Origin of the sequence: Flavobacterium marginilacus, assembly GCF_026870155.1 — a bacterium.
GTDB lineage: Bacteria > Bacteroidota > Bacteroidia > Flavobacteriales > Flavobacteriaceae > Flavobacterium > Flavobacterium marginilacus.
This window is the reverse complement of record NZ_CP113975.1, coordinates 245,409-264,438: the sequence shown is the minus strand read 5'-3', so window position 1 is coordinate 264,438 and position 19,030 is coordinate 245,409. Positions and strand designations below refer to the sequence as shown.

At 34.3% G+C, this 19,030-nt stretch carries 16 protein-coding genes; 8 read left to right on the top strand and 8 right to left on the bottom strand.

Annotation, left to right across the window (positions count from 1 at the left end; translation table 11 throughout):
- Nucleotides 1–5 precede the first annotated feature (5 nt).
- A complete protein-coding gene (locus tag OZP07_RS01145; protein ID WP_281636977.1) occupies nucleotides 6–1,280 on the top strand; it encodes an MFS transporter in 1,275 nt (424 codons plus the stop codon).
- Nucleotides 1,281–1,738: 458 nt separating this feature from the next.
- Here OZP07_RS01145 and OZP07_RS01140 read toward each other — a convergent pair whose 3' ends face one another.
- From OZP07_RS01140 to OZP07_RS01130, 3 genes are all read right to left on the bottom strand, one after another.
- Complete coding sequence (locus OZP07_RS01140; protein ID WP_281636976.1) at nucleotides 1,739–2,638, bottom strand: AraC family transcriptional regulator; 900 nt, start codon at nucleotides 2,636–2,638, stop codon at nucleotides 1,739–1,741.
- A gap of 77 nt (nucleotides 2,639–2,715) precedes the next feature.
- Nucleotides 2,716–3,471 carry a UDP-2,3-diacylglucosamine diphosphatase gene (locus tag OZP07_RS01135; RefSeq protein ID WP_194640474.1) on the bottom strand — a complete coding sequence of 252 codons (756 nt, stop codon included), beginning with the start codon at nucleotides 3,469–3,471 and terminating at the stop codon, nucleotides 2,716–2,718.
- 19 nt (nucleotides 3,472–3,490) lie between these two features.
- Nucleotides 3,491–3,943 (bottom strand): 6-pyruvoyl trahydropterin synthase family protein, encoded by a 453-nt coding sequence (locus tag OZP07_RS01130; protein WP_194640475.1) that lies wholly within the window; start codon nucleotides 3,941–3,943, stop codon nucleotides 3,491–3,493.
- A 262-nt stretch (nucleotides 3,944–4,205) separates the two neighbouring features.
- On the opposite strand from OZP07_RS01130, the gene OZP07_RS01125 reads away from it, so the two are divergent.
- On the top strand, nucleotides 4,206–5,885 hold the full coding sequence (locus OZP07_RS01125; protein WP_194640476.1) for an Ig-like domain-containing protein: 1,680 nt from the start codon (nucleotides 4,206–4,208) through the stop codon (nucleotides 5,883–5,885).
- On the opposite strand, the gene OZP07_RS01120 is transcribed toward OZP07_RS01125, so the two are convergent.
- Complete coding sequence (locus tag OZP07_RS01120) at nucleotides 5,874–6,641, bottom strand: amidohydrolase (protein WP_281636975.1); 768 nt, start codon at nucleotides 6,639–6,641, stop codon at nucleotides 5,874–5,876. The genes OZP07_RS01125 and OZP07_RS01120 overlap by 12 nt on opposite strands.
- A 215-nt stretch (nucleotides 6,642–6,856) precedes the next feature.
- Between OZP07_RS01120 and OZP07_RS01115 the strand changes: the two genes are divergently transcribed.
- From OZP07_RS01115 to OZP07_RS01095, 5 genes are all read left to right on the top strand, one after another.
- Nucleotides 6,857–8,002 carry a hypothetical protein gene (locus tag OZP07_RS01115; RefSeq protein WP_281636974.1) on the top strand — a complete coding sequence of 382 codons (1,146 nt, stop codon included), beginning with the start codon at nucleotides 6,857–6,859 and terminating at the stop codon, nucleotides 8,000–8,002.
- Between the two features lie 50 nt (nucleotides 8,003–8,052).
- Nucleotides 8,053–8,880, top strand: coding sequence for a hypothetical protein (locus tag OZP07_RS01110; RefSeq protein ID WP_281636973.1), 828 nt, complete (start codon nucleotides 8,053–8,055; stop codon nucleotides 8,878–8,880).
- Nucleotides 8,881–9,419: 539 nt separating this feature from the next.
- Nucleotides 9,420–9,635 (top strand): hypothetical protein, encoded by a 216-nt coding sequence (locus OZP07_RS01105; RefSeq protein WP_281636972.1) that lies wholly within the window; start codon nucleotides 9,420–9,422, stop codon nucleotides 9,633–9,635.
- Between the two features lie 97 nt (nucleotides 9,636–9,732).
- Complete coding sequence (locus tag OZP07_RS01100) at nucleotides 9,733–11,634, top strand: tetratricopeptide repeat-containing sensor histidine kinase (protein WP_281636971.1); 1,902 nt, start codon at nucleotides 9,733–9,735, stop codon at nucleotides 11,632–11,634.
- Nucleotides 11,631–12,260 (top strand): response regulator, encoded by a 630-nt coding sequence (locus OZP07_RS01095; protein WP_194640482.1) that lies wholly within the window; start codon nucleotides 11,631–11,633, stop codon nucleotides 12,258–12,260. Before OZP07_RS01100 ends, OZP07_RS01095 begins: the two co-directional genes overlap by 4 nt.
- Nucleotides 12,261–12,407: 147 nt before the next feature.
- On the opposite strand, the gene OZP07_RS01090 is transcribed toward OZP07_RS01095, so the two are convergent.
- From OZP07_RS01090 to OZP07_RS01075, 4 genes are all read right to left on the bottom strand, one after another.
- Nucleotides 12,408–13,322: a helix-turn-helix domain-containing protein gene (locus OZP07_RS01090; protein WP_194640483.1), complete on the bottom strand. Its 915-nt coding sequence runs from the start codon at nucleotides 13,320–13,322 to the stop codon at nucleotides 12,408–12,410.
- 188 nt (nucleotides 13,323–13,510) lie between these two features.
- Nucleotides 13,511–14,272, bottom strand: a complete 762-nt coding sequence (locus OZP07_RS01085; protein WP_115813277.1) for a succinate dehydrogenase/fumarate reductase iron-sulfur subunit — start codon at nucleotides 14,270–14,272, stop codon at nucleotides 13,511–13,513.
- Nucleotides 14,273–14,280: 8 nt separating this feature from the next.
- On the bottom strand, nucleotides 14,281–16,290 hold the full coding sequence (locus OZP07_RS01080) for a fumarate reductase/succinate dehydrogenase flavoprotein subunit (protein WP_281636970.1): 2,010 nt from the start codon (nucleotides 16,288–16,290) through the stop codon (nucleotides 14,281–14,283).
- A gap of 12 nt (nucleotides 16,291–16,302) precedes the next feature.
- Nucleotides 16,303–16,971: a succinate dehydrogenase cytochrome b subunit gene (locus OZP07_RS01075; protein WP_281636969.1), complete on the bottom strand. Its 669-nt coding sequence runs from the start codon at nucleotides 16,969–16,971 to the stop codon at nucleotides 16,303–16,305.
- Between the two features lie 431 nt (nucleotides 16,972–17,402).
- On the opposite strand from OZP07_RS01075, the gene OZP07_RS01070 reads away from it, so the two are divergent.
- Nucleotides 17,403–18,764 (top strand): hydroxymethylglutaryl-CoA synthase family protein, encoded by a 1,362-nt coding sequence (locus tag OZP07_RS01070; protein WP_281636968.1) that lies wholly within the window; start codon nucleotides 17,403–17,405, stop codon nucleotides 18,762–18,764.
- The last annotated feature ends 266 nt before the right edge of the window (nucleotides 18,765–19,030 follow it).

The following is a 19,030-nucleotide window of genomic DNA, read 5'->3' as shown; positions in this document are numbered from 1 at the left end:
AGACTATGAGTAAGAAGAAAAATGATCCTTATGCAGCCCTGCGCTATAGAGAGTTTAACGTGTTTTTATTATTGCGTTTTGCTATGGTTTTTGCGTGGTCAATGCAGTTTATCATCATAGAATGGGAAGTATATAGTTTAACAAAAAGCGCACTTTCGCTGGGAATGATCGGATTGATGGAAGTGATTCCGGCCATTGGAATGGCATTATTTGCCGGTCATATTGTAGATCAGAAAGAGAAAAAAGGAATGCTTCTTAAATGTATTCTAGGGTTTTCAATCATAAGTTTTGGATTATTTTTACTTACTTGGCCAAAAATTGTGAGCGGATGGTCTACCAATGCGATTTTGTATTCTATTTATTTTTTGGTTTTTCTAGGCGGATTGGTTCGGTCTTTTCTTGGGCCGACAATCTTTTCTCTTTTGGCATTGATTGTTCCTAAAAAAGCTTATCCGAATGCTGCTACCTGGAGCAGTTCGGTTTGGCAGATTGGATCTGTGGCGGGACCTGCTGTGGCGGGATTTTCGATTACCTGGATTGGAGTTCATTGGTCTATGTGTTCTATTTTTGCCTGTTCCGTTTTTGCTTTATTGATTCTAACACAAATTTCCAAGAAGCCTATTTTAAACACAAAAATCGGAGAGCCAGTGATGGAAAGTTTAAAGGAAGGAGTCAAATTTGTTTTTACCAATAAATCTATTTTGGGAGCATTGACTCTCGATATGGTGGCAGTTCTTTTTGGCGGTGCAGTGGCATTACTGCCTATCTTCGCACAGGATATTTTAAAAGTAGGTCCCGAAGGTTTTGGTATTTTAAGAGCTGCTCCGGCTGTAGGTGCATTGCTGACGATGTTCGTTTCTACTCATCTGCCTTTTTACAAAAACGCAGGAATTAAGCTTTTGGCTGCTATTTTTGGTTTTGGTATATGTATTATTGTTTTTGGGCTTTCAACCTGGTTTTGGTTATCTGTTTTTGCTTTGTTTATGAGCGGTGTTACCGATGGTTTTTCAGTAGTGATCCGCCAGACGATTTTACAGCTAAAAACTCCGGATCATATGCGAGGGCGTGTATCTGCAGTGAATTCGATATTTGTGGGTTCTTCGAATGAATTAGGCGCTTTCGAAAGCGGATTGACAGCAAAGCTTATGGGAGCTGTTTCGGCAGTTGTTTTTGGAGGAAGCATGACATTGTTGGTCGTAATCTTTACAGGACTGAAACTACCGGGATTTAGAACGCTGGATTTACAAAAAGACTTAGAAGAACACGAAAACCACAAATAATTGAGAAAAAAGATTCAATACATTAAAAAATAAAACTGCTTCTCTTTTTAAACAAGGATTAAGTCCCATTCACTTAAACCAAGGCATAATTGTATCGGGGACGCTTTCGATAATTTCAATTTTAGGTGTCAGCACTTTTCTCTTGACTGCATTATCCATTAAAAAGAAATTGAATCTGCCAATAATGATTGCTATTAGCTATTTGATGTGGCCAATACAAATCTTATTGATAATTCCTTTATAAAAGTTAGAAAATTTATTTTTTCGGTGCCGTCAACTCATCATACAGCACAAGAAATCATCAATTCTTTTTAAAATATTTTTCCCCAGACACTAAACTCTCTTTCTTTTGAATTACTGTGCGGTTTAGAAGGCTGGCGGCCGACGGCAGTTCCTATTCCTGTCGGGTCTATGGAGTATCTCTTTTGTTTTTAAAGAAGAATTGATTTAGCGGTTAGTTATTCCACAGGAATGCAAAAATCAACAATAGCTATTTTTTCAGGATGCTCATTAAAGTTGTTGTGATAGATTTCAAACGGATTTCGGTCTGCTTTCTTAAAACCATTTTCGTTCATCCAAATAAAAAGACCAGTCCAAGCTTTTTCAAATTCATGAATTCCAATTTCAAAATGCCCCACAATACATTTTCCTTTTTCGATTGCTGTCAAGCCAATTTCGCCATCCGCTTTGATTTTTTCTTTTAAAATAAGGCAGGCACTCATTCTAACTTTATTAGGGTCAGTTATTTTAAAACTATCGTGATAAATAGTCAGCATTTTAGAATCTTCTTTCAAAAGACCCTTAGGAATTGCCCACTGCATCAATCTACCGTAAGCATTTCCTAATCCTTCGTGACCAATTTGAGTGATAAAAGCCAAATCTAGTTTTGGCATTTCTATAATTTCAATTTTTGCATTCATTTTAATCCAATTAACGTGATTCGTAATGCTGCAAATATATTCTTCAAACAATCCGTTTTGTTGTCCATTCTTGCTTTCAGCTTGTCTGATCTTGCTATATTTACTGGGGCTTGATTTTCGAAAGTCTGAAGGACTTATTCCGTAAAATTTTTTGAACGTTTTTGTAAAGGAGGAGTTGCTGCTGAATCCGTATTGAAGCGAAAGTTCAGTTATGCTTACATTTTTTTGATGCAAAAGTATCGATGCCGTTTTTTCAATTCTTTTTCGAGTGATGTATGCGTTTAAAGTTTCATTTGTTATCGCTTTAAAAATCCGATGAAAATGAAATGGAGAATATGACCCGATACTGGCAATAATTTCTAACGATAATTCCGAGTCCAGATTGTCGTCAATGAACAGTAAAATGGTGTTTATCCTTTTTATATAATCTTCTTTCATTCTTTAATTTCTAAACTTTGATGTTATTTAAAGTAAAAACTAAATGTCCTTAAAAAGACTTATATTGTCAAAGGTTTTTATTCGAATTTTTTCACTTCAAATGTTTCTCCATCAAAAACACCATAAGTGAAATAACTAATCCAATCACCCAGATTAACATACTCCGAATTTTCGCCTACAGTTTTTATCATTGGCAGATGGCGATGTCCAAAGATAAAATAATTATAATGCTTAGTTTCTAATTTACGTTTCGCATAAAGTATTAACCATTCATTTTCATCACCGAGAAATTTCACATCAGCTTCGCCGGAAATCAGCTTGTTTTTCACTGAAAGATATTGTGCCAATTTAACTCCAATATCCGGATGAAGCCAGCGATACAGCCATTTTGAAAATGGATTAGTGAATACCTTTTTCATTCGTTTGTATCCTTTATCGCCAGGACCTTTTCCGTCGCCATGACCAATCAAAAAGGTTTTATTGTTAAAAGTAAATTCTTTATTATCGTGGTAAACAGGAATATTTAACTCTGTTTCAAAATAATCAGACATCCATAAATCATGATTTCCTACAAAGAAATAAATCGGTATTCCGCTGTCACGGATTTCGGCCAGCTTGCCTAAAATACGGACAAATCCTTTGGGAACGACAGTTTTATATTCGAACCAAAAATCAAATAAATCGCCCAGTAAAAAAATAGCTTCCGCATCTTTTTTTACTTCGTCAAGCCAAGCGACAAATTTTTGTTCTCTTGGAAAACTTAATTCAGGTGTTGGCGCACCAAAATGCTGATCGGATGCGAAGTAAATTTTTTTATTATTGGATAACTGCATGAATTACTTTGTAGATAAATTATTGATTGTCACTTGCAAACCATTCAGCAAAAGATGACTCGGTTTCCTGCAGTTTCAAAGAAAAAAGTTTAATATTCGAAGGTAATCTTTTGATAATTCTTTGCGAAAAATCAACTACCATATTTTCACTTGTAGGCTGATAATCAACCAATATTACATGGTGACCGCGATCTTTTAATTCATTAGCCAATTCAATATGAGGAGTAGTTTCATTAAAAACAGTCGCATGATCAAACTGATCAACAATCTCTTCTTTTACTATCTTTTTTAAATCCGAAAAATCAATGACCATACCAAACTTTACGTTATTACGATCAGTAATTGGTTTTCCAATAACGGTAACAGATAATTTATAACTATGGCCATGCACATTTTTACACTTTCCGTCGTAACCATACAAAGCGTGGCCGGTTTCAAAATTAAATTGTTTGGTGATTCTGATATTGCTCATTGAAGTTTTATTTTGGGTGCAAATTTAATGAATTCACACGAGAAATGGTCATTAAAAAGAGGGTTTCAGTCACTACAAATCCATAGCCAAGATGGTAGCGGCATCCTTTTTATAAAGCAATTTTTCTTTCCTTTATAAAAAGATACAGCGGAAAGCAGGAAATCGAAGATTCAACAAAGTTAAACAGCTCCTAATAATTTGCAAAATATTTCGATTACAGTAAATATAATTGTTATTTTGTAAAATAAAATTTTAGCACATTATGTTCAAAAAACATTTTAAATATATTCCTTTTTTGCTTCTGATTTTTTTTATAAGCTGTGCCAAAAGAGGTTCTATTACCGGTGGCGCGAAAGACACCATTGCACCTACTTTGAAATCCAGTTACCCCGAAAATTATTCTATTAAATTTACTGGGAATAAAATCAAACTTACTTTTGACGAAAATATCAAACTTAAAAATTTAAATAAGCAATTGATTGTTTCGCCTCCTATGAAAAATGAATTACTTGTTCTTCCTACGACGGCCTCGAAAACATTAACAATTACTATTAATGATACTTTGGCACCAGATACTACTTACAGCATGAATTTTGGCCAAAGTATTGCCGATAACAACGAGGGCAATCCCTACAACCAGTTTAAATATGTGTTTTCGACGGGAAATTATATTGATTCACTAGCTCTTGGCGGGAGAGTAAAAGATGCTCATGAGAAAGAAGTGGCTTCGTTTGTTTCTATTATGCTTTATGAAGCAAACGAAAAATTTAATGATTCGACTATTTACAAAGAAAATCCGCGTTACATTACCAATACTTTGGATAGTTTAAAAACGTTCCGATTGGAGAATTTAAAAGCTGGAAAATACTTTCTGGTTGCACTTAAAGACAATAACAGCAATAATAAATTCAATCCAAAATCGGATTTAATTGGGTTTAACAAAGGCATTGTAACGATTCCAAATGACACCGTTTTTGAGTTGGAATTATTTAAAATGACATTACCATTTAAAGCAATTAGACCCACTCAGGCATCTGGAAACCGATTAATAGTAGGTTATGAAGGAAGTTCTGGAAAGAATAGTGAACTGGCAAAACTTACTTTGAAAAATCATAACGAAATAGTGCCGGCTATTATTACTAAAATGGGTAAGAAAGACTCTCTGCAGGTTTGGTATAAACCGCTGAAGACTGATTCTCTCTCAATGCATATCGAAAAAGGCAAATACTCGAAAGACTTCTCTTTTAAAATTAAAAAACAAAAAAACGACACGTTGAGCATCAAAGCCCTGCAAGCTGGTTCACTTAATTTTAGAGACCGATTTACATTGGAATCCAGTCTTCCTCTTATTAATTTTGACAAATCTAAAATGACGCTTACAGACAAAGATTCAGCTGCTGTGCCTTTTACTACAGCTTATGATGAGTTTAACCAGCAGTTATATGTTGATTTTAAAATCGATGAAGCGCAGAAATATAATTTTAAGATGATGCCGGGCGCTGTTACCGATTTTTTTGAAAAAAAGAATGACACTTTAGATTTTAAAACAGAGACTCGAAATTTTGCTGATTACGGAAACATCATTCTTTCTTTAAAAAATGTAAATCGCTTTCCGGTTATTATCGAACTGACCAATGATAAAGGAGATATTATAAAAGCAAGCCAATATACTGAAGGAAAAACCGAACTTGAATTTAATTTGCTAGAACCCGGCGTATATGGTGTTAGGGCAATTTATGATGACAATAAAAATAAGGAATGGGATACCGGAGATTATCTTGAAAAACGACAAGCCGAAGAAGTTGTTTATTCTAAGGATATAGAACTTCATGCTAATTTTGATCAGCAGGAAACCTTCGACTTAAGTATTCCGTATACTCCAGAACCCAAAAAGAAGAAACCTAAAGACGCTGACAAGAAGAAAAAGAAATCAGCTTTTTAGCGTGAAAGCATCACGGTCATTTAAAAAATTGAATTTTTTTCTGGCCAGAAGCAGTTCAGCTTTATTCAATTCGAGTTTAAAAACGCCTTCATTCTCTACAGGTTCTAAAATATAATTTCCCAAGAAATCAACCGCTTGGGAATGTCCGTTGTGTACAAATTTATTATCATCTTCCCCAACCCTATTAACTCCAATAGTATAACTCACATTTTCTATGGCTCGTGCTTTGAGTAAAGAATCCCAGGCATTTATCCTTATTTTTGGCCAATTGGCAACATAAATTAACAAATCATATTCTTCGACATTTCGGGCAAAAACTGGGAATCGTAAATCATAGCAGATTAACGGACAGATTTTCCAGCCTTTATATTCAACAATTAATTTTTTATTGCCTGCAGTGTAGATTTCGTCTTCACCTGCCAGTGTAAATAAATGCCTTTTATCATAAAACTGAATTTCACCCGACGGAAAAACAAATACCAATCGGTTATAGAAATTACCATTCTCAGTTATAACCAAACTTCCTGTAATGGCTGTTTTTTTGGCTTTCGCCAAAGACTGCAGCCATAAAACAGTTTCTCCCTGCATGGTTTCGGCAACTGCTGATGAATTCATCGTGAAACCCGTCGAGAACATTTCAGGAAGTACAATCAAATCTACTGTTTCATCAATAGCATTGATTTTTTTTTCGAAATGATTTCGATTGGCTTGGGGATTTTCCCAAACTAATGCAGATTGCAGGATAGCTGTTTTCAACTTTAGGATTTTATTCAAAGATAAAAAACACTTTTCATTTATCTCTCAACCCAAATTTTTTTTTGATTCGCAGCTAATATCAGGGAAAACCCCTAGATGAAAAAATCAATAATTACCCTGACAATTAAACTATTAAGTAATACTAGCTTGCCATGGTAAATAATAATTTATTAATTCTCTTTTTTCAAAACAGTATCAACAAAAAAATGTACACAATGAAAACAAAATTTAAAACAATCTTCTTTATTCTAATAGTTTTACCTTTTATACTAATCTCCTGCTCAAGTGATGACGATTCTACTCCTTCAAATTCAAAAGCAACAGATGTTTACATCGTAGGCATTACTCGAAATAGTGCCAACAAAGCCATTCCAACCATCTGGAAAAATGGAGTCCCAACAATCTTGCCCTCAGATACAAACATCAATACTACGGGCTTTAAAATAGCTGTAAGCGGAAATGATGTTTATGCCATAAACGGAAACTTTGACGAAACAAATGCTATTATATTGTGGAAAAACGGAATCTCAAGTGTTGTGGCAGCAAATGCCATTGCCGAAGATTTAATAGTCGAAAACGGTGATGTTTATATCTTAGGCAGAATCGGTAATTCTTTCAGATATTGGAAAAACGGAGTAGAGACCATACTTACTAATGGGCTAAGCAACAACTTTGTTAGTGATATGGTAGTCATCAATGGTGATGTTCATATTACAGGATCTGAAAATAATGGAGTTAAAAACGTGGTAAAATATTGGAAAAATGGAGCCGCAACCACTGTCTCAAATCCTGATCTAAGAGCTTTTGTCAATGGAATTGATGTAAATGGAACCGATGTTGCCATTCTGTTTCGCGAATTAACCGCTGAAAACACCTATACTCTAAAAGTTTGGAAAAATGGAACCATTACTACTCTTGAATCTGGAATACATAATGATTTTAGTATTGGACGAGGAAAAATAGTAACTAGAGCAAATACCATTTTTGCCACAGCGCATTTAGCTGTTAATAATGAAAACAGCAAAATTGGGTTTTGGAAAAATGGTTTAAAAACAAATTTAACCTCAGGAATCACTTCTTCCTCACCCCTTGGCATGGAAGTTATAGGGGATGATGTCCACATTATTGGTATCGAAAGAAATCCTGGCACAAATGGAAGGTCAGTGTTGAAATACTGGAAAAACAGTCAAGAAACTGTTTTAACATCTGATGCTGATGGCAATATCTTCAATCCTGCTATGGCCATTTCTAAAAATGGCGATGTACATATTACAGGTAAAAACAAATATTTTCTGAATAGCACACCAACAGTCTTAGCAGGAACTAATCCTGAAGCCTTTGATGTTTTTGTAGTGAATTAAAAACATAAGGAAAACATCCTCTTCTAGCTGTAAATTAATAAAAGTAACTTATGAAAACTACAACTATACAACCCTTTTTTCTTTGCATTGTATTCTTGTTTTTATCGGCTTGTAATGAAACCAATTCGCAAAACAAGAAATCCAAACCATTGACCCAAACCAAAAAAACAATGGCGGCCACCGGTTTATTTACAGGAAACTATGCAGCCTCCTATGAAAACGCAGCTATATCGGCAGAAATGACAGAAAATCAAAATGTTGTGCGAGGCTTTTTTTATATGGATGGCGTAAAAAATGAAATGATTGCCATAAGTGACCGCAATACTATGAAAGGAAAACTGAAGGACAAAAGCAAAAACATTCATTATGATTTTTCGGCAGTATTAAAAGATAATGTGCTTCATTTTTCCATCACTTTCCCAGAATTAAACAATCAAGTTATTGCTCTTGTTTTAACCAAGCAAGGCAGTTTAACTACGATAGAAAATGCACCAATTTCAAATTCTAAACCGAATGCTGCAATCAATTCAAAAACAAAAGACAGACGGCTTATTGGTACTTGGCGCTATACCGAGGTGCTAAGCAGTGGCGGTTATGGCAGTAATTATACTTCATTAGCAACGGATTACTTTATACAATTCAAGCCCAATGGCGAATGTCTATCTTGGACAGGAAGTAGTGCTGGAGGCTCAAGCGATACCACTATAGAAAGCAGAGGCACCGGTAATGTAACCAAAGAAGGATGGTATACAGAAGGTAAGAATGTGATTTTTTATGACCTAAATACCAATGAGGAAACAAGCATTCCTTTCCTGGCAGACGAAAACAGATTCCTGCTCAAAGGAGGAAGCACAAAAATATACCAACGCGTAAATTAATTTTAAAAAACGAAGAAAAAAAACAAGTATTCCCGTCAAAATTAATAAACGGAAATTGCAGTGCTTTACCAGTAAATTACAAATCATCACAGCAAGAAACAGGATTTTTTTTCACTCTTACCGGCTATTCACAATCAATTTATCCTAGTACTGTATACCGATTTAGCACGCTAAAAATCTGGCGTCAACTCCATACACACGTTTCACAAAAAGGAGTGCAATAAACTTGAATACTGACATCTTTGATCCCAATATAATTGAAAGTAATACTAAGCTGACAATGACAATACCGAAGATTTATATGGAAATTTAAAATTAGATTCTTTCAAAACAAATGGAATAACAAAAATTACGAATTATACATTTTGGGAAAGAAAAGGAGAAACCTATGACACCAATTCAGCAAAAGGAGTAACATCTGCATATAATGGAACGGATACTAAAATAAATTCATCAAAGGTTTTGCTTTCTAATTGTACCAATGACGATTTGTTAGCTTGTAGTATTTTGTAGAAGGACAGTTATATGATAAAGACCTGATGAACCCAAAATATGTTTGTAAAGAATGCAATGGGGCACCACGAGAAATTAATCTTAGTGCTTATGCCAGCCAAATAAATGCATTACTTCCAAATGAAACCATAAAGTTAAAAATAGGTGATGACTCCTTTTTTGAATTGAATTTTTTCGAAAACGGAGATAAAAATAGTTCGCATATTAAAACCTATTGGTCAATTGAGGTCACTGCAAAATAATTTTTGATTTGCTACTTCAAATTTAAAATAGCTGCAAATTACTTTTACTAGCAATTTGCAACTATATTTATTAATAACTTTAGAAAAAAAATATCAAATGCAAAAGCATTATTTTTTCATTATTATCTATCTGTTTTCTTTCTGTGCCATAGCTCAAAAAGACAGCTTGACCATCCAAAAAATAATGGATGAAGCGTATTCTTTTGAACAAAATCAACCTCAAAAAGCATTACGATTGTATACCAAAAGTCATCAATTAAGTTTGAAATCCAACTACAGTGATGGCGCTTACAAATCCCTATTATACAGCGGAATAGTGTACAGTAATATCGGAAAATATGACTCCGCACAATACTATTACAACAAATGCATCAACTATTGTAAAAAAACAAAAATTCTTATAGGAGAAGCAAAAGGATATGCCAACTTAGCCAATATGCATCAATATAAAGGAGATTATTCTAGGGCTGTCAAAAATTATTTAGCCTCTATTAAAATATTTGAAAAAACAAAAGATAGCAGTATAATCAGCCAGAGCTATCAAAATCTTTCAGCAATATATACTCAATTCAAAAACAAGGAATTAGAATTTTTTTATTTAAAAAAAGCAGAGCAATTTGTTCCAAAAACAAATGCAGTGCAATTAGCTTTACTGTATGGAGATATTGGTCTTGGTCATATTAAATATAAAAATTTTGTCGAAAGTTTTGATTATTTCAAGAAAGCAGAAACTATTGCCCTCAAAGAACAAAACAATGAATTATGGTTTTATGTCTATCGTAATTTTGGAGAATATTATAGATTAAAGAAAGACTATACAAAAGCAATTCCATATTATGAAAAAGCTTTCAAATTAGCTGATTCATCAGTCGATATTATAAGAAAAGCAGATTTGATATACATTGTAAGTGATGTATATTTAAAACAAAAAAACTATACTAGAGCATTGGAGTTGGCCAATCAATCCTTAGAACTCTCCAAGAAAATAGGTTCTGGTGAATTAGAATATAAATCCTTGAAACGTCTTTCTGATATTCATAATAAACTGCATCAACCCCAAAAAGCTTATAATTATTTAGAAGAGAGTTATATACTTATGGATACTGTTTTCTCTCAAAACCATGTAAAAGAAACTACTTTACTCCAAACCAAATTTGAAAGTGAAAAAAAAGACAAATCAATTGCAGAACAACAAATAATGCTCAAACAGCAAGAGTTGGATTTAATCAAAAGTAAAAAAGAAAAACAACTGTATTTTATCGCTTTTATAGCATTGGTTGTCATTTCTATTGGTATTTGGTATTTCTTTAAACAAAGACAGAACATCAAAAACAAAGAAATACTCGCCTTACAACAACAACAAGAAATCAATACACTCGAAGCCCTGATGGACGGGGAAGAAAAAGAGCGACGCCGTATTGCTCAAGAACTTCACGATGGACTCAATGGCGATTTATCTGCAATAAAATACCGATTATCCACATTAGAAGAAGCTGGGCTGAGTCCAATAGATGCTGACAATTTAAATAAAGTTATTGATATGATTGACGAATCTTGTGCACAAGTTCGGAATATTTCACATGATTTAATGCCTGCTTCAATTCTGGAATACGGTCTAATCGAGACCATTAAAGAGTATTGTTTCAAGATTAATAGTTCCAAAAAGATCAAAATTGATTTTCAATATTTTGGCAATTATATCGCTCTCGCCAAAAAAAATGAGACTGTTATTTATCGTATCATTCAAGAAATGGTAACCAATATGCTCAAGCATTCTAAAGCCACTGAAGCGATGATCCAATTCAATTATAGAGAAGAGGAACTTTTTATTACCGTTGAAGATAATGGTATTGGTTTTGACAAAAATGCAATTACTGAAGGAATAGGTCATAAAAACATCAAAACCAGAGTTGCCTTTTTGAATGCACAATTAGACAGTAACAGCTCCGATTCAGGAACTTCCTACACGCTTTCCATCGACTTAAACAAAACGAAATGATCCCAGTAGCCATCACAGACGACCACACAATTGTAATCGAAGGCATCAAAACAATGCTGAAATCTAATAAAGAAGTCGAAATTGTACAATCTTTTGAAAACCTAAAAGATACCTTTGAGCATCTGGATGCTTCAATTGCTGTTTTACTTTTGGATATAAACCTTCCTGATGGAAATGGAATCAATGCCTGCAAAGAGTTATTGAAGAAACATCCAAATCTAAAAATTATAGCCCTCACAAATTTTGAAGACAGTTTGTTTATCAAACAGATTTTAAAAAATGGTGCTTCTGGTTATTTGCTGAAAAACACTAGTAAAACAGAAATGATAGAAGCCATTAAAGAAGTAATGGAAGGCAAAAGATACCTCCCTAAGAGAATAAGTGAAATATTATTAAATGATTCGATAGGTTTAGAAACCTCTAGCTATTTTATCCCAAAACTAACCGCAAGAGAAAAAGAAATTTTAAATCTCATTATCCAAGAATACACGACAGAAGAAATGGCAACAAAACTATTCGTAAGTGCTAAAACAGTGGAGTCCCATCGAAGTAATTTGATTCAAAAATTGGGAGTAAAAAACACTGCTGGTCTAGTTCGAGTCGCTTTTGAGAAAGGCTTGATATAACAAAGTGCCCATTTCTCAGATTTTGCTAAATTAGTGAGTATTGAATTAAGGCGGTTTTCATACTAAAAAATTAGCCACGGATTATACAGATATGACAGATTCAGACAGATTATATACATCATTTACTAACTTTTGCAAAGCCTTTTTTCATCGATCAATGGGACTGTTTGCTATCGCTATCGTATCACGATTTAAAAAAACAGAATTCCGTAACATTTTTCCAATCAAAATAAAACAAATAACAAGTAATAATCCTGACTGCAAATATGTTGTTAAATAAAGCTGTTTTGGATTATAAAACACAAATAGACTAGACGTTAGAATATATAAACAGAAAAAAATCACTTTGAGTATTTGTGGTTTTTTATTCATTTCCATATCTTTTTTATCAAATATATTCCATGTCAATAAGACATCCATCATAGGTTGTACTTGATCTTTTTCTAGAATCATTCCTCTTTGCTTAATTCTTCCCGATTCCATAAAAGAAATAGATAAAATATTTTGAGACATTTTACTATTCACTTTTATGCTGGTAATATTGGCAAAACTAACAACTGGTGATCCCGAGCTAAATAACATAATATTTAACGCTGCTGTTAAGAACATGAAAGCGAATGTAGTTCCGTAAATGGCCATTGGAATATTTGATATAGTATAAAAATAAATACCCATCGCAGTAAATAAAGGAATTGATATTAAAAATACCATTAGTGTTCTAAAAACATAGGTTACCGATTTGCTATAATCCGCTACTAAATTAATATCTGGAGTTTTACTAAAAACCAATTTGTCTTCAAAAAAATGCACATATTCATGTTTAGTTTTTAAAACAATTTTAGGCACTTCTTTTTCAGATTCAAATTCGATTAATTCATTTGGTGCAACACCCAAAACAGAAGCCAATCTTTTAAGTGTTTCAGCTGTTGGGATCGTTTCCCCATTTTCAACCCTCTGAACTGTACGCAATGATAATCCTGCTTTTCTGGCTAATTCATCCTGCGATAAAGCTTCTCTTTTTCTTAATTCTTTTACTCCTTGTGCTAAATTCTGGTTTTCCATAAATCAATTAATAATCCTCCAAAATTAATTCAAATCTGTTGTAATTAATGAAATCTGATTATGTCATCTTTACGTCATTTTCCTTATTTTGAGAAAAAAAGATTCTATAAAGATTTTCAAACAAAAAAACGTCCCAATTTCTCGGGACGTTTTAGATTCTTACTTCATCAGAATGACAAAGCAGATTATTATTTCAAACTTGCAGAAAGATATTCTCTGTTCATACGGGCGATATTTTCCAAAGAAATTCCTTTTGGACATTCAACCTCACAAGCTCCAGTGTTTGTACAGTTACCAAAACCTTCTTCATCCATCTGGCGTACCATGTTTAAAACACGGGCTGTTGCTTCTACTCTACCTTGTGGTAACAAAGCATATTGAGAAACTTTTGCTCCAACGAATAACATTGCAGAACCATTTTTACAAGTAGCCACACAAGCACCACAACCGATACAAGCTGCTGCTTCAAAAGCTTTATCAGCATCATCTTTAGGAACTGGAGTTGCATTTGCATCAATAGTATTTCCAGAAGTATTTACAGAAACGAAACCTCCCGCTTGCTGGATTCTGTCGAAAGATGTTCTGTCAACAATTAAATCTTTAATTACTGGAAATGCTGCTGAACGCCAAGGCTCTATAACGATTGTATCACCGTCGTTGAACATTCTCATGTGTAACTGGCAAGTAGTAATTCCTGTATCTGGTCCGTGCGCACGTCCGTTGATGTACAAAGAACACATTCCGCAGATTCCCTCACGGCAATCGTGGTCAAATGCTACTGGTTCTTTTCTTTCGTTTACTAACTGCTCATTTAATTGATCTAACATTTCCAAAAACGAACTTGCCGTAGAAACATCATTCAATTTATATGATTCCATTTTTCCTTTCTCTTTGGAGTTTTTCTGACGCCAAATCTGAAGGGTGATATTTATATTTTTTGCTGCGCTCATGATTCCTATTATTTGTAATTTCTAGCTGCGATTTTGATAAACTCGTAATTCAATTCTTCTTTGTGAAGTTCTTCATTTTTGATGTCGTAGCCTTTGTATTCCCAAGCTCCAACAAATTTGAAGTTTTCATCATCACGAAGCGTTTCACCTTCAGCATCCTGATATTCTTCACGGAAGTGTCCTCCGCAAGATTCTTTACGTTGTAAAGCATCCATAGCCATTAATTGTCCCAATTCGATAAAATCGGCAACACGAAGTGCTTTTTCCAATTCTGGGTTCAATTCATCAGAGCTTCCTGGAACGTAAACTTCTTTGAAGAATTCTTCTTTCAAAGCTGCAATTTCTTCAATAGCTTCTGTTAAACCTTTTTCATTACGCCCCATTCCAACTTTATTCCACATAATGTTTCCTAAACGTTTGTGGAAATGATCCACTGATTTAGTTCCATTATTGGCCAAGAATTTATTGATTTGATCTTTTACATTTTTCTCTGCTTCCACGAATTCTGGTAAATCTGTAGAAATTTTTCCAGTACGGATATCGTCAGCTAAATAATCAGAAACAGTATAAGGCAATACGAAATATCCATCAGCCAATCCCTGCATTAAAGCCGAAGCTCCCAAACGGTTAGCTCCGTGATCAGAGAAGTTAGCCTCTCCTGCAACGAAACAGCCTGGAATAGTTGATTGTAAGTTATAATCAACCCAAACACCACCCATTGTGTAGTGAACGGCTGGATAAATTTTCATTGGAGTTTCATAAGGATTCTCATCGGTGATTTTTTGGTACATAGTAAACAAGTTACCATATTTTTCCTCCAACCATTTTTTTCCTAAAGTAAGAATCTCTTCTTGAGTAGGATTGTGATTTCCTTTAGCGTAAGCGGTTTGTTTTCCTTTATTTTGAATCTCAGTAGAGAAATCCAAATAAACACCTTCGTTAGTATCGTTAGCCTCAATTCCGCGGCCTTCATCACAAACTTCTTTACCAGCTCTTGATGCAACGTCACGAGGAACTAAGTTTCCAAACGCTGGATATTTTCTTTCTAAGTAGTAATCTCTATCTTCTTCAGCAATTTGTGTTGGTTTCAATTTACCCGCACGAATCGCTTCAGCATCTTCTTTTTTCTTTGGAACCCAAATACGTCCAGAGTTTCTTAACGACTCAGACATCAAAGTTAATTTGGATTGGTTCGTTCCGTGAACTGGAATACAAGTTGGGTGAATCTGTACATAACATGGGTTTGCGAACAAAGCTCCTTGTTTGTGGATTTTCCAGCCAGCAGTCACATTCGATCCCATTGCATTGGTAGAAAGGAAATAAACATTTCCGTAACCTCCAGTTGCAATAATTACAGCGTGAGCAGAATGTCTTTCTAATTCTCCTGTAATTAAATTACGAGCAATGATTCCGCGGGCTTTTCCATTCACTTTTACCAATTCCAGCATCTCGTGGCGGTTGTACATATCGACTTTTCCTAAACCGATCTGTCTTGATAAAGAAGAATAAGCTCCTAATAATAACTGCTGTCCAGTTTGTCCTGCAGCATAAAAAGTACGCTGTACCTGCGTACCTCCAAAAGAACGGTTGTCTAACATTCCGCCGTAATCACGGGCAAAAGGAACTCCCTGAGCCACACACTGGTCGATGATGTTTCCAGAAACTTCAGCTAAACGGTGAACGTTTGCTTCACGTGCTCTGTAATCCCCTCCTTTAATTGTATCGTAAAACAAACGGAAAGTACTGTCACCATCATTTTGGTAATTTTTTGCAGCATTGATACCTCCTTGTGCTGCAATAGAGTGCGCACGACGTGGAGAATCCTGATAACAAAATGCTTTTACATTATAACCCATTTCGGCAAAAGACGCAGCTGCAGAAGCTCCAGCCAATCCAGTTCCTACTACGATAATATCTATTTTTGGTCGGTTGTTTGGAGCAACTAACCTTAAATGGTCTTTATAATCAGTCCATTTTTGTGAAATGTGACCTTCTGGTATTTTAGAATCTAACTTCATTATAGATTGATATTAATTATTTATAAAATGATGAAATAATGCAATGAAAATAAATCCAAAAGGAACTATGATTGCAAATCCATAACAGATTTTATGCAGTGACTTCCCAATTTTATTATCGAATCCTACAGATTGTAAAGAGGAAGTGAAACCATGCCAAAGGTGTAACGCTAATAAAACAAAAGCAACAACATACAATCCTGTACGAACCGGGCTTTCAAATTTAGCAACTAATTCATGGTAATATCTTGTTTCATCAATTGAATTGACTTCAACATATTTATAAAGCATTTCATGAAACCAGAAATCGTACATGTGCAATCCTAAAAATGCCAACACAACCAAGCCAGAAATAATCATGTTTCTAGATGCCCATGAAGCATTTGCAGCACCATCATACTTAACGTACGCAACTGGTCTTGCTTTTCTGTTTTTCAATTCCAGGACGAAACCCATAACGAAGTGAAAAACTACTCCCGCAACCAGAACAGGCTGCATAACAAATTGAATTAACGGGTTGTAACCCATGAAATGTGACATCGCATTGAATGAACTCTCACTAAAAACAGATACGAAATTAATGAAGAAATGAAGCGATAGAAACGAAATCAGAAAAAGTCCTGAAAGCGCCATAGCCACTTTTTTAGCTATCGACGACTTCAATATTGCAGATTTTGCCATAATGTTATAAATATTATATTTTTTTAAAAAGTCGAACAAATTTAGGGTAATTAGGAAAGAATAACAACCAAATATGCAATTTTACTTCGCAATTTATAATCATTTTAAAGTACGTAAAAAATACGTATTAAATACTTATGAAAATACGTAGTTTTGTTTTTTTTATAACAAATTGCAATCGATTACATATCTAAGAAAATATTGTTTCTGAAATTAAATGATAAAAATCAGCTGTCAGCTAAAATTTAAGTAGTAAAATGAAACACAAAATTATATTTCGCTGACAAAAGACACAAAAACTGATAATCTTATAATACAAAACAAGATTTGCAGCTTATTCACTAAAAATTGTAAAACACTTATTTTATAGCCCCTAAAAAATTGTATTTCCCCAAAAGCAATTTTAACTTTACCGCTTTTAAATTTTACACATGAAAACTGGAATTGACGCTATTGCATTTGATGTTGCCAAATTGCATTTACCTATAAAAACATTAGCCACAGCTAGAAATATAGAACCTGAAAAACTCGAGAAAGGCTTAGGGTTATTGAAGATGACATTGCCTGATACACATCAGGACACTGTGGTTTTTGGTGTCAATGCTTTGACCAAACTAATTCTGGATAACAACATCAAGCTAGACGAAATTGCCCGGATATATGTCGGAACCGAAAGCGGCATTGACAGTTCAAAACCAATAGGCTCCTACTTAATTTCACTGATAGAGCAGAAGTTTGGAGATAATACTTTGTCTGAATGTGATGTTGTCGATTTTACTTTCGCCTGCATTGGCGGTGTTGACGCCATGCAGAACTGTCTTGATTTTGTTCATCTCAATCCGACCAAAAAAGCAATTGTTGTTACAACAGACTTTGCCAAATACGATTTAAATTCTACTGGAGAATACACACAAGGTGCTGGCGCAGCTGCTATGCTGATTTCTTCAAATCCGAGAATTATCACTTTTGAAAATCACTGGGGCGTAAGCACGAAAGGCGTTTTTGATTTTTTTAAACCGTACAGAACTATTTCGAAAAAGGAAATTACAGGAAATACAAACAACGAATCTTGGTTTGATAATCTGGAAAGCGAAATCGAAATCCACAAGGATCAGCCCGTTTTTGACGGCCAATATTCGAACCAATGCTATATGGACCGTACCAGAGAAGCTTACTTCTCTTTCAAGAAATTAAAAAATACTACTGATACTGTTTATAATTCCTGGAAAAGTATTGTGATGCATTTGCCATATGCTTTTCAAGGACGCAGAATGTTATCTGAAATTTATGCTCTCGATGCAGTAACGCCAATTTTATCTGGTAATGAAAATGCTTCTGAATACCAAAATAAACTGAAGGAAATCAGTAAATCGGATGATTACAAAACTTTTGTTTCAGAGAAATTACAGCCTGCGGAACTGGCTTCTTCATTAATTGGAAACCTATATACTGGTTCTATTTTCATGGGACTGCTTTCTACTCTGGCTCATTTTTATGATACCAAAAAAGAAATAACAGATGAAAAATTCGGTTTTCTCGCTTACGGAAGCGGTTCAAAATCGAAAGTTTTTGAAGGAACTATTCAGTCTGAGTGGAAATCGGCCTTAACGAATGTCAACCTTTTTGAAACGCTGGAAAAAAGTTTTGAAATTGATTTTGAAACTTATGAAAAATTACACAAAAAAGAACAAAAGCAAAGTATTCAAACTCCAAAAAACGAATGGATTCTTGACCGAATAGAAAGCGAAATTCCAAATTTAATTGGAGCTCGTTATTACAAATGGATTGATTAATTTGTTCTTTAAAACCCAACAAAATGTCACAATGGAATTATTCTTTTGTGGCATTTTTTTTTGAGATCTAACAAGTTTTAAGAACCTGTTAGATCTTGCGTTTTGTTTAACGTTTTTTTAATGACAGCAAAAAAGCGGGACCAATACCTGCTAAAAATGCCTAATCTTTCTGCTTCAAAAAAAATAATCGGGATCAAAATTATAAACAATAACGTTATAATGCAGCTAGTAATTGTTAGCTACGGATTTAAACAAATTCATTTAGT

What these genes read in the sequence shown, in the direction of transcription:
- OZP07_RS01090 (WP_194640483.1), bottom strand. Translation starts at nt 13,322, where the DNA reads ATGGAAAACCAGAATTTAGCACAAGGAGTAAAAGAATTAAGAAAAAGA.
- OZP07_RS01110 (WP_281636973.1), top strand. Translation starts at nt 8,053, where the DNA reads ATGAAAACTACAACTATACAACCCTTTTTTCTTTGCATTGTATTCTTG.
- OZP07_RS01135 (WP_194640474.1), bottom strand. Translation starts at nt 3,471, where the DNA reads ATGCAGTTATCCAATAATAAAAAAATTTACTTCGCATCCGATCAGCAT.
- OZP07_RS01080 (WP_281636970.1), bottom strand. Translation starts at nt 16,290, where the DNA reads ATGAAGTTAGATTCTAAAATACCAGAAGGTCACATTTCACAAAAATGG.
- OZP07_RS01125 (WP_194640476.1), top strand. Translation starts at nt 4,206, where the DNA reads ATGTTCAAAAAACATTTTAAATATATTCCTTTTTTGCTTCTGATTTTT.
- OZP07_RS01085 (WP_115813277.1), bottom strand. Translation starts at nt 14,272, where the DNA reads ATGAGCGCAGCAAAAAATATAAATATCACCCTTCAGATTTGGCGTCAG.
- OZP07_RS01070 (WP_281636968.1), top strand. Translation starts at nt 17,403, where the DNA reads ATGAAAACTGGAATTGACGCTATTGCATTTGATGTTGCCAAATTGCAT.
- OZP07_RS01100 (WP_281636971.1), top strand. Translation starts at nt 9,733, where the DNA reads ATGCAAAAGCATTATTTTTTCATTATTATCTATCTGTTTTCTTTCTGT.
- OZP07_RS01105 (WP_281636972.1), top strand. Translation starts at nt 9,420, where the DNA reads ATGAACCCAAAATATGTTTGTAAAGAATGCAATGGGGCACCACGAGAA.
- OZP07_RS01145 (WP_281636977.1), top strand. Translation starts at nt 6, where the DNA reads ATGAGTAAGAAGAAAAATGATCCTTATGCAGCCCTGCGCTATAGAGAG.
- OZP07_RS01095 (WP_194640482.1), top strand. Translation starts at nt 11,631, where the DNA reads ATGATCCCAGTAGCCATCACAGACGACCACACAATTGTAATCGAAGGC.
- OZP07_RS01140 (WP_281636976.1), bottom strand. Translation starts at nt 2,638, where the DNA reads ATGAAAGAAGATTATATAAAAAGGATAAACACCATTTTACTGTTCATT.
- OZP07_RS01115 (WP_281636974.1), top strand. Translation starts at nt 6,857, where the DNA reads ATGAAAACAAAATTTAAAACAATCTTCTTTATTCTAATAGTTTTACCT.
- OZP07_RS01075 (WP_281636969.1), bottom strand. Translation starts at nt 16,971, where the DNA reads ATGGCAAAATCTGCAATATTGAAGTCGTCGATAGCTAAAAAAGTGGCT.
- OZP07_RS01130 (WP_194640475.1), bottom strand. Translation starts at nt 3,943, where the DNA reads ATGAGCAATATCAGAATCACCAAACAATTTAATTTTGAAACCGGCCAC.